Annotated in this window: 8 protein-coding genes; 3 read left to right on the top strand and 5 right to left on the bottom strand. The window is 61.6% G+C overall.

The genetic code is table 11. The annotated features are described in order from the left end of the window. Positions 1-38 precede the first annotated feature (38 nt). Positions 39-1,115, bottom strand: coding sequence for a quinone-dependent dihydroorotate dehydrogenase (locus ACIQLI_RS08735; RefSeq protein ID WP_400387224.1), 1,077 nt, complete (start codon positions 1,113-1,115; stop codon positions 39-41). A 167-nt stretch (positions 1,116-1,282) separates the two neighbouring features. On the opposite strand from ACIQLI_RS08735, the gene ACIQLI_RS08740 reads away from it, so the two are divergent. Beyond that, positions 1,283-2,293 (top strand): alpha/beta hydrolase, encoded by a 1,011-nt coding sequence (locus ACIQLI_RS08740; protein WP_400387227.1) that lies wholly within the window; start codon positions 1,283-1,285, stop codon positions 2,291-2,293. After that, positions 2,290-3,363 carry an alpha/beta hydrolase gene (locus ACIQLI_RS08745; protein ID WP_400387230.1) on the top strand — a complete coding sequence of 358 codons (1,074 nt, stop codon included), beginning with the start codon at positions 2,290-2,292 and terminating at the stop codon, positions 3,361-3,363. Before ACIQLI_RS08740 ends, ACIQLI_RS08745 begins: the two co-directional genes overlap by 4 nt. A 15-nt stretch (positions 3,364-3,378) precedes the next feature. Here the strand turns inward: ACIQLI_RS08745 and ACIQLI_RS08750 are convergent, their stop codons facing one another. The 3 genes from ACIQLI_RS08750 to leuA all read right to left on the bottom strand — a co-directional run bounded on the left by ACIQLI_RS08750 (position 3,379) and on the right by leuA (position 6,784). After that, positions 3,379-4,203, bottom strand: coding sequence for an isoprenyl transferase (locus tag ACIQLI_RS08750; protein ID WP_354226885.1), 825 nt, complete (start codon positions 4,201-4,203; stop codon positions 3,379-3,381). A 2-nt stretch (positions 4,204-4,205) separates the two neighbouring features. Beyond that, positions 4,206-4,958: a DNA repair protein RecO gene (recO, locus tag ACIQLI_RS08755; RefSeq protein ID WP_354226887.1), complete on the bottom strand. Its 753-nt coding sequence runs from the start codon at positions 4,956-4,958 to the stop codon at positions 4,206-4,208. A gap of 86 nt (positions 4,959-5,044) precedes the next feature. Continuing rightward, on the bottom strand, positions 5,045-6,784 hold the full coding sequence (gene leuA / locus ACIQLI_RS08760; RefSeq protein ID WP_354226889.1) for a 2-isopropylmalate synthase: 1,740 nt from the start codon (positions 6,782-6,784) through the stop codon (positions 5,045-5,047). 249 nt (positions 6,785-7,033) lie between these two features. Here leuA and ACIQLI_RS08765 point away from each other — a divergent pair, with 249 nt between their 5' ends. Continuing rightward, positions 7,034-8,986 (top strand): M13 family metallopeptidase, encoded by a 1,953-nt coding sequence (locus ACIQLI_RS08765; protein ID WP_400387234.1) that lies wholly within the window; start codon positions 7,034-7,036, stop codon positions 8,984-8,986. Positions 8,987-9,081: 95 nt separating this feature from the next. Here ACIQLI_RS08765 and ACIQLI_RS08770 read toward each other — a convergent pair whose 3' ends face one another. Further along, complete coding sequence (locus ACIQLI_RS08770) at positions 9,082-10,641, bottom strand: LCP family protein (protein ID WP_400387237.1); 1,560 nt, start codon at positions 10,639-10,641, stop codon at positions 9,082-9,084. Between the last annotated feature and the right edge of the window lie 10 nt (positions 10,642-10,651).

Here is a 10,651-nt window from a genome sequence, read left to right on the forward strand (position 1 = left end):
TCTTCGTTGTAGGTGCCTGATCTACAGAACGGCTGGGCCTAACGCGCCTTCTTACGGCTCTTCGCGAGCCCCTTGTTGATGCTGGAAGCCCAGAAGGGTCCCTCGTACAGGAACGCTGTGTAGCCCTGGACCAGTGTTGCGCCCGCTTCCAGGCGCTCTTGAACGTCCGAGGCAGTCTCCACTCCTCCTACCGCGATGAGCACGAGCTGGTCACCCACAGCGTCTTTGAGCCTTCGCAATACTTCAAGCGACCTCTGCTTGAGGGGTGCTCCCGACAAACCACCAGCACCCAACGACTCCACCTTGGTGGCGTCCGAAACGAGCCCCTCCCGCGAAATGGTGGTGTTGGTGGCGATGATGCCGTCCAACTTCAGGTCCAGCGCCAGCCGGGCGACATCGTCGATGTCTTCGTTGGACAGGTCAGGCGCAATCTTAACCAGCAGCGGAATATGCCGTCCGGCGGCTTCATCGGCGGCATCGCCCACTGCCCGCAACAGCGGCCGAAGGGTTTCAACGTTCTGCAGCAAACGAAGGCCGGGTGTGTTGGGAGAACTGACATTGACCACCAGGTAATCTGCCGCGGGCGCCAGGCTTCGTGCACTCACGAGGTAATCCTCGGTGGCGTCCTCGAGCTGAACCGCTTTGGTCTTGCCGATGTTGACGCCGATGACGGGCCGGACGTCCGGGTGCTTCCTCTGCAGAGCAGCCCGCGCAGACTTGAGCCGCGGCGCAACGGCTGCTGCGCCGTCGTTGTTGAATCCCATCCGGTTAACCACCGCACGGTCCTCAACCAGGCGGAACAACCGGGGCTTGTCATTGCCTGGCTGCGCCTGGCCGGTGATGGTACCCACCTCCACGTGGCCAAAGCCGAGTTCGGCCAGGGCTTCCATGCCGTGGCCTTCCTTGTCGAAGCCTGCCGCCAAGCCGAACGGTGATGGGAAAGTCAGGCCCAACGCCTCGGTCCGAAGCGAGGCGTCAGGGGCCGTCAGCCGGGCCAGGATCCGGCCGGCTCCCGAGCGGTGTGCCGCCCGGATCCCCTGGAAGCCGATCTTGTGTGCCTTTTCGGCATCCATCCAGGAGAAGGCCAGCTTGAAGAATGTGGGGTAAACACGCATGGTCCTAGTTTTCCGGTTTACGGACGACTCGCCAAACCCGTGACCGCTCATGCCGCTGGCATGAACGCATCCCGCGGCCAACAGTGACGCAGATCATGGAGGTCATTCGACCTTCTTTGCTGACCGGCCGGCGGCGGGCCGCCGCCACCTGTGTCTAAGCTAAAGCCATGGAGTGGACGGCTGACATTCTGGGTACAGACTTCCAATCCTGTGGCGTTGATGCCACAGGATCTGACGGCGTGACCCGCCACGCCACCCTGATCCGCCATCGGGCAGAGCAAAGCGGTACCGGGAATGCTCCTGGACGCTACGGCGCCGTCCTGTTTCTGCACGGATGGAGCGACTACTTCTTCAACACCGAACTAGCCAGGTTCTGGGCCGGGCAGGGCTACGATTTTTACGCCCTGGACATGCACAACCATGGCCGAAGCCTGAAAACGGACATGCCGGGCGGTTACGTGGCAAACCTGACGGACTATGACGCCGAGATCAACCAGGCACTGGGCATTATCAGGAACCACACGGCCTCGTCACCGGAAGGCAGCGTTACCTTGATGGGCCACTCGACCGGCGGGCTGGTGGCCGCATTGTGGGCGAGCCGCCACCCGGAATCCATCCAATTCCTGATTCTCGACAGCCCGTGGTTGGAAATGCACGGCAGTTCGTTGGTACGGCGGGCGGCGCAGGCCATGGTGGCTCCCATCGCCAAGTTAAGGCCGGAAACTGTTTTGAAACTGCCGGAGCGGGGTTTCTACTTCCGCAGCATCAGCAGTACTGCGGAGGGGGAATGGGCGCTGGACGAAAATTATCGTCCACCCCTGGCTTTCCCGGTCCGGGCCGGGTGGCTCAGTGCCGTATTTGCCGGGCATTCCCAAGTTGCCCGCGGGCTGAACCTCGATGTGCCTGTCCTCGTCCTGACGTCTTCGGCCAGCGCCAATGGAATGGTTTGGCAGGAGTCCATGCGCCGTTCGGATGCTGTGCTGGATGTTGGAGTTATTGCGCTCAGGGCCATGGCGCTGGGTCGAAGCGTCACTCTGGAACGCATCGACGGCGGCCTCCACGACGTCTTCCTGTCCGCACCTGCGGTGCGAAAGGACGCCTATGCGCGGCTTGCGCGGTGGATCAAGGGGTTTATGCAGAATGATGTGCCGGCAGAGCAGCAGGAGGGGGACCAATGAACACCACGGAGGCGTCTGCAACCAAGTGGCGACGCGACGTCCTGGGGCATGGCTACGAATGCATGGACCTGCCGCTCAAGCCTGACGAGGAAGGTCCTGTCCACGCCACACTCATCCGCTACGCGCCACCTGCGCCGCAAGCCACCCAGAATGGCGTCCTTGACTTCCTGTCGTCCTTCACCAAGAGAAGACGCCGGGCAGTCACGGCCGATCCAGGTGGGGCACCAAGGGTGGTGCTCTACCTGCATGGTTGGGCCGACTACTTCCTGCAAACCGAATTGGCTGAGTACCTCACGGCGTCGGGTTTTCACTTCTACGCAGTGGACCTCCGGAAATTCGGCCGCAGCCTGCTCCCTGGACAGACGCCCGGTTACATTACAGACCTTAACGCCTACGACGAGGACCTGGCAGCAGCGCTGGTGGAGATTGAACGCGACGTGGCTGCACGGACTGGGGACACCACCGCGCCAACCATCCACATGCTGGCCCATTCCCTGGGAGGTTTGATCGGGGCGCTCTGGGCCGATCGCAACCCAGGCCGGTTGGGCACCTTGGTCCTGAACTCCCCATGGCTGGAACTCCAAGGCAGCAGCCTCGTCCGCAGCATCGCCATGCACCTGGTGGAACCCTTTGCACGTACAGATCCCAAGCGCCCCTTCCGCTTTCCTGAGATGCCTGCCTACTGGGAGAGCGTCAGCAATGAAGCACATGGTGAGTGGATTCTGGATCCACTGTGGCGTCCGCGGACCTCATTCCCTATCCGCGCAGGGTGGACCAAAGCCGTCTTGGCCGGGCACGCTGCGGTGGAACGCAAGCTCACCATTGATGCGCCCGTCCTGGTCCTGTTGTCCGGGAGGACGAGGATCCAGGCTGAGTGGACAGCTGACCTGATGCGGGCCGACGCAGTCATCGACGTAGAGGAAACCTCGCGGAGGGCGCTTGGACTTGCCCGCCGCACCGCCGTCTTCAGGTACCCAGGTGCCCTTCATGATGTTTTTCTCTCACGACGCACCGTCCGTCAGCAGGCGTACCGCGATGTGGCTGTATGGCTGGCCGCCTACCCTTACTGAAGTAGCCGGGGCGTGCTACTTGCCGGCAGGCGCCGCGTCCACGGCCCCACCGTAGCGCCTGTCGCGTTTGGCATAAATCTCGACGGCGTCCCACAGCGTCCGCCTGTCGACATCCGGCCACAGCGTGTCCATGAAGACGAACTCCGCATAGGCGGACTGCCACAACAGAAAATTGGAGAGCCGCTGCTCCCCCGAACTGCGAAGAAAAAGGTCTACATCCGGGAGGTCTGGCTCATCGAGGTACTTCTGGATGGTTTTCTCGGATACCGATCCGGGTTTCAACCGCCCTTCGGCGACATCGTGGGCGATGGCAGAGACGGCGTCGGCAATCTCGGCACGGCCGCCGTAGTTAACACACATGGTCAACGTGCACGTGTCGTTGGCCTTCGTGTATTCCTCGGCCTCTTCGAGTTCCTTGATGACAGAGCCCCAAAGCCGCGGGCGCCTTCCTGCCCACCTGATGCGCACTCCCCACTCGTCAAGTTGGTTCCGCTGGCGTCGTAGCACGTCCTTGTTAAATCCCATGAGGAAGCGGATTTCTTCGGGCGATCGGCGCCAGTTCTCCGTTGAAAAGGCGTACACGCTGACGTACTTGATTCCCAGTTCGATCGCTCCTGCCATCACATCAAGCAAGGCAGGCTCACCGGCCTTGTGACCCTCGATGCGGGGAAGTCCGCGCTGGTTTGCCCAACGTCCGTTGCCGTCCATGACGATTGCCACATGCTGCGGAATGAGTTCACTGGGAATACCAGGCGGCACTGCGCCGGAGGGGTGCCCATACGGCGCTGTGACCGGCGCCGTTCTGGCCGTTGTTGTCTTGCTCTTCTTACCAAGTGCCACTGTCAGCTTCGCTCCACGTGTTTGAGTGATTTCAGCGCCCGTTCCAAATGCCATTGCAGATACGTGGCAACCAGTCCTGCGGCTTCACGCCGATGCCGGGGGTCCGATGCATCCGCCACGCCCCAATTGCCTGTCAGCAATGCACCAAGCAACACCACTGTCTCCGCCGCCGGCGCCGGTGAACCAGGAGGGCGGCAGTCGCTGCACACCATACCTCCAACCGGAGCGGCAAAGGCCGTATGGGGCCCAGGACGGCCACAACGGGCACAATCGGTGAAACTCGGTGCCCAACCGCCCGTGGCCAAAGCCCGCAGCAGATAGGAGTCCAGGATAAGTTCGGGCGGATGGTCTGAACGGCTCAAGGCAGCCAGGGCGCCCACCAGCAGGTTGTATTGGGCGGTCCCCGACTCCGTATCGGCATCCGTGAGTTTCTCGGCGGTCTCCGTCATGGCAGCCGCCACGGTGAACCTGCCATAGTCCGCAGCAATACTGCTTCCATAGGCGCCCTTGGCCACGGCCTGCGTCACGATGTCCAGCGTCCGCCCGGATACAAGCTGCAAATCCGCCACCATGAACGGCTCCAGGCGGGCCCCAAAGCGGCTGCTGGTCCTGCGCACACCCTTGGCGACGGCCCGAACCTGACCGTGATGTTTGGTCAAAAGAGTGATGATGCGATCCGCTTCGCCCAGCTTGTGGGTACGGAGCACCACGGCATCGTCCCGGTAGGACCGTGCTGCAAACGACGGATTGGCCACAACTAATCTTCGCACTATGACTGGACCGTGCGGCGACCGCCGGACCGTGTGGTGACGGTATTTCGCGTCACCACACGGCAGATACCCTAGGCCCGGGCGTCCCGCACGGCACGGTTTACAGCCGAGATCAGGGCCTTGAGGGATGATGTGGTGGTGCTGGGGTCAATGCCCACGCCCCACAGGACCCGTTCGCCGACGGCGCATTCAACGTACGCCGCAGCGCTGGCGCTGCCGCCCTCGGACAGGGCGTGCTCGCTGTAGTCAAGCACACGGACGTCAACGCCGTCGTGGTGCAGGATGTCCAACAGAGCTGCGATGGGGCCGTTGCCGTGCCCGGTCCGCCGAACCTCCACGCCATCGATCCGCAGGTTGGCGTTCATGGTCATGGCGCCGGACTCGTCGGTCTCAGTGCTTACACTGCCCAGCGCGTAGCGACCCCACTGCGCCTGCTCTTCGTCGGACGGCAGGTACTCATCCTGGAAGACCTGCCACAGCTGTGCACCGCTGACCTCGCCGCCCACAGCGTCGGTGCGACGCTGGATAACTCCGGAAAACTCAATCTGGGCCCGGCGGGGCAGGTCCAAATTGTGCTCGTTCTTCAGCAGGTAGGCAACCCCGCCCTTGCCTGATTGCGAGTTGACCCGGATCACGGCTTCATAGCTGCGGCCGAGGTCCTTTGGATCGACGGGCAGGTAAGGAACCTGCCAGGTGAAGTCGTCCACGGCGGTGCCTGCCGCAGCAGCGTCCTTCTCCAGGGCTTCGAAACCCTTCTTGATGGCGTCCTGGTGCGAACCGGAAAACGCCGTGAAAACGAGGTCGCCACCGTACGGCGAACGCTCCGGAACCGGCAACTGGTTGCAGTACTCCACCGTGCGGCGGACTTCATCGATGTCGGAGAAGTCGATCATGGGGTCCACGCCCTGGACGAACATGTTCAACCCCAGCGTTACGAGGTCCACGTTGCCGGTGCGCTCACCGTTGCCGAACAGGCAGCCTTCAATCCGATCAGCACCGGCCAGGTAACCCAACTCAGCAGCAGCCACGCCCGTACCGCGGTCGTTGTGGGGGTGCAGGGAAATGATGATGCCCTCGCGGGGGTGCAGGTTGCGGTGCATCCACTCGATGGAGTCGGCATAGACGTTCGGGGTTGCCATCTCCACAGTGGCCGGCAGGTTGATGATGACCTGGTTGTCGGCTGAAGCCTCGAAAACGTCGGCAATGGCATTGCAGACGCGGGCCGCGTACTCGAGCTCGGTTCCCGTGAAGGACTCCGGCGAGTATTCATAGGTGATGTGGGTATCTTCGAGTGTCTCTTCGTACTTCTTGCACAACCGGGCACCCTGCAACGCGATATCAAGGATTCCGTCTTCGTCCTGGTTGAAGACCACACGCCTTTGCAGCACCGAGGTGGAGTTGTACAGGTGGACGATCGCCTGTTTGGCCCCCACCAGCGACTCGTAGGTTCTCTCGATCAGGTGCTCACGTGCCTGGGTCAGGACCTGGATACTGACGTCATCGGGGATGTGGCCACCCTCAATGAGCTGGCGGACGAAGTCGAAGTCGGTCTGCGAAGCCGAAGGGAATCCGACTTCAATTTCCTTGTACCCCATCTTCACCAGCAGCTGGAACATCTTGAGCTTGCGTGCCGGGCTCATGGGGTCGATCAGGGCCTGGTTTCCATCGCGCAGGTCGACCGCGCACCAACGCGGGGCCTTGGTGATGACCTTGTCCGGCCACGTGCGGTCAGGAACCTCTACGGTGATCTGGTCCTGGAACGGCAGGTAGCGGTGAATCGGCATACCGGAGGGCTTTTGTGCATTACGCATGACGTGTGGCCTTTTCTCTAAGAACTAAATGAAAGCTTAGCCGGACACAACGGAACTCCGCGGCGAGGATGGCCCAGCTTCAGATAGCTTTCAGGCCTCGCCGCGGCAGCTAAGAAGAAGCATCGCCGTACGCACAAAATCACAGTAACACGATGCGTATGATGACAGTGCAACACCTCATGCAACGTCCACTATGCAGACGCAGCGACGGTGGCAACGCCGGCTGCTGCGTCCACACAAGGAGCCACAGTGCCACAGTCGGGGATCACTCTTTCGAACATCGATCACAGCGTCCGGCCCCAGGACGACCTCTACCAACACGTCAACGGCGCGTGGCTCAACAGCACAACCATTCCTGACGACAGGCCACTGGAAGGCACATTCACCGCTTTGCGGGACGGCGCCGAGTTGGCCGTCAAAGCGATCATCGAAGAAGCTGCAGGCAAAGGAGACTCGGCAACCGGCGTCGAGCAGCAGGTGGGTGGACTCTACGCGAGCTTCATGGATGAGGCAGCAGCAGAGGCCAAAGGCGTCGGCCCCATCCGCAGCCGGCTTGAGGAAGTCCATGCGGTGGGATCCACCCAGGAACTCGCTGCCCTGATCGGCCGCCTGTTCCGGTCCGACGTCTCCGGGCTCTTCTCCATCTACCCGGCCCCTGATGCCGGCAACCCAGAGCGCATCCTCCTTTACATCGGGCAGGGTGGCCTTGGACTACCGGACGAGTCCTACTACCGGGAGGATAAGTTTGCCGAAACCGTCACAGCCTACACCGGGTACGTTGCCAAGATGCTTGCCCTCGCCGGCATCCAGGACGCCGAAGCAGCGTCCGCGCGCATCGTCGCCCTCGAAACTGCCTTGGCTGGGCACCACTGGGACAACGTCACGCTGCGGAATCCCCAGAAGACCTACAATCTCAAGACGGCAGAAGAAGCATCGGAGCTGTTCCCCCTGCTGGACACCTGGTTCCAGGCCGCCCGTGTGGACGCAGCCAAGCGAAACGAGATCGTTGTCAGCACGCCGGACTTCTTCGCCGGCGCAGCAGGCTTGCTGGAGTCCGAGCCGTTGGAAACATGGAAGGAATGGCTGACACTGAGGGTGCTGGGTTCGGCGGCCCCGTACCTCTCGTCCGAATTCGTGAACACCAACTTCGAGTTCTACGGAACTACTCTCAGCGGCACGCCCCAGAACAAGGAACGCTGGAAGCGTGGAGTTGCCGTTGTCGAAGCTGCGCTTGGCGAAGCCGTCGGACAGATCTACGTGGAGCGGCACTTCCCCCCTGGCCACAAAGCAAGGATGGAGACGCTCGTTGCCCATCTGATCGAGGCTTACCGTGACAGCATCTCATCCCTGGCATGGATGGGAGAGGAAACCAAGAAGGAAGCGCTCAAGAAGCTGGAGGCCTTCCGCCCCAAGATCGGCTTCCCGGAAAAATGGATCGACTACTCCGCCGTGGTCATCGATCCATCGGATCTGTTGGGTAACGTGGAGCGCGCACATGATGCTGACGTCGACCGTCACCTGGATGAGATCGGCAAGCCCGTTGACCTGAACAAGTGGCTGATGACTCCGCAGACGGTCAATGCCTACTACCACCCCATGCTGAATGAGATCGTCTTCCCGGCCGCAATTCTCCAGCCGCCCTTCTTCACCGCAGATGCTGACGACGCTGTGAACTATGGCGGAATCGGTGCCGTTATTGGCCACGAGATCGGTCACGGCTTCGACGACCAAGGATCGCAGTTCGACGGAAGCGGGGCACTGCGCAACTGGTGGACTGAAGAGGACCGGACCGCGTTCGAAGCCCTCACGGCCAAATTGGTGGCACAGTACGACGCCCTCTCCCCCTACGCCGCGCCAGAGCACAAGGTCAACGGCAAACTCACCCTGGGCGAGAATATCGGGGACCTCGGCGGCCTGACCATTGCCTACAAGGCCTACCTCCTCAGCTTGGAAGGCAAGGAGCCTGAGGAGATCGACGGCTTCACTGGCCAGCAACGCTTCTTTATGTCGTGGGCAGCAGGCTGGCGCCAGGTGATCCGCCGTGAAGAGGCGATCCGACGGCTGGCCACCGATCCGCACTCCCCCAACGAGTTCCGCACCAACGCCATCGCCCGCAACCTCGATGCGTTCCATGAAGCATTTGGTGTCAGCGCAGCAGATGGCATGTGGTTGGAATCCGGAGACCGCGTCAGCATCTGGTAATACCGGAAAGATGAGGCCGGGTCAGCTCGTGAAGAACCGGCCCGGCCTCAGCTATGCCTGGCTGCCTCGCAGCCCGCTACCGGTCTCTGTACGGACTATTGGTCGATGTACAAAGGGTTCACTTGTTGGCAGACGGCATCGCTGGCGGTCTGGTTGACGACGTCCGGTGGCACGGAGGTTGCTCCGTATGCAGTACCGGTACCAAAGTCCGTCCCAACATAGAGTTGAACGCCCGCCACGCCGGGAGCCTCCTGCACTTGGGCCGCCGGAATACCGTAGAGCGCAGCTACGTCTGCAGCGACGTCGGCGAAGCCGGCCCCGTAGTAAATCACTGTCTGGTCAACAGGATCCGCCACATAGGAAACCGCTTGGGTAAAGCCACCGCCTGTCAGGACAGACATGATCTCCTGGGCCCGCGCGGCTACTCCGCTGCCATTGGCGACTGCCACCGGCTGGATCGCTTTGTCGTAGGCGGGGACCACGGGAGTCGACGCTGTGGGCTGGGGCGCAGACGTTTCGGTGGCAGCGGGCGATGACGTGGCCCCGGGTGTGGTCAGGTCAAGGTCAGCACGTAAAGCTGAAAAGAGCTGCGATGACTGCGGTTCCACAAGCTCCAGCCTGTTCGGATCAACTGCTGCTGCCTGGGTCGGGACAGCCACGAACGCAACCTTGGAAACATCAATGTCCTTCAATCGCCCGCCGATGGTCAACAGCGACGGAACGGATGCCAGGCCCTCATCGACGGTGAGGTTCTGGGTGACGACGTCGGCAATCTGCAGGAGCCTCTGCGGGTTCCCCAGTGTTCCTTCGTCTTTGAGCTTCCTGGTCAAGGATGAGAGGAAAGCCTGCTGTCCCTTGATACGGCCGAGGTCGCCTCCATCGCCGAAAGCATGGCGGGTCCGCAGGAAGGCCAGGGCTTGTTCGCCTTCAACCATGGAATCACCCTTGGGGAGGCGAAGACGGGAGTCCGGGTCAAAGACGGGATCGCTGACACAGACGTTCACGCCGCCGACAGCGTGGGACAACTCCTTGACGGCGTTGAAGTCCGCCATCATGAAGTGGTCGATTTCCAAGCCGGTCAATTTGTTGACGGTGTCAACAGCGCAACCAATACCCGCCTCAGCCATGGCCTCGTTGATCATCACACCGCTGCGGGCGGGGAACGTCTGGTTGTTGGTCCGATCGGTGCATTGAGGCACGTCAACCAGCAGGTCACGCGGGAAGCTCATGACGCTGACACGCTTGTTGTCTGCTGAGATATCCAGAAGCATCATGACGTCCGAATGACCGTAGCCAGTAGAGTCTTCCGTGCTTCCGTACTCCGAGTTCTTCCCGTCACGGGTGTCAGAACCAAGAATGAGGATTTGCAGGCGGTCTGATTTGTCATTTGCCAGGGTTTCACCGCTGTCGCGGGTCTCTCCTGCACTCAACGGAGCCTTGGTGATGTTGCTCTGCAGCCGGATGAACCAAAAGGCAGCGAAGGCCACGCCTGCAACCAGTGCCACGGAGACCACGCCAGTAACAATCTTCAACCACAAGGGAAGTCCCTTGCGTGCCTTCATATGGCGGGGAGTGCCTTCGGCATCCTCACCGTGGCGGGCCGCAACGGGGTCAGCGGTGCCGGTGCCCTGCGGGCGGGCGTCACGACGTCGCACTATTCGGTTT

The sequence above is a fragment of the Paenarthrobacter sp. NPDC091669 genome (assembly GCF_044756725.1).
GTDB classification, from domain to species: Bacteria; Actinomycetota; Actinomycetes; order Actinomycetales; family Micrococcaceae; genus Arthrobacter; species Arthrobacter bambusae_C.

What these genes read in the sequence shown, in the direction of transcription:
- ACIQLI_RS08735 (WP_400387224.1), bottom strand. Translation starts at nt 1,115, where the DNA reads ATGCGTGTTTACCCCACATTCTTCAAGCTGGCCTTCTCCTGGATGGAT.
- ACIQLI_RS08740 (WP_400387227.1), top strand. Translation starts at nt 1,283, where the DNA reads ATGGAGTGGACGGCTGACATTCTGGGTACAGACTTCCAATCCTGTGGC.
- ACIQLI_RS08745 (WP_400387230.1), top strand. Translation starts at nt 2,290, where the DNA reads ATGAACACCACGGAGGCGTCTGCAACCAAGTGGCGACGCGACGTCCTG.
- leuA (WP_354226889.1), bottom strand. Translation starts at nt 6,784, where the DNA reads ATGCGTAATGCACAAAAGCCCTCCGGTATGCCGATTCACCGCTACCTG.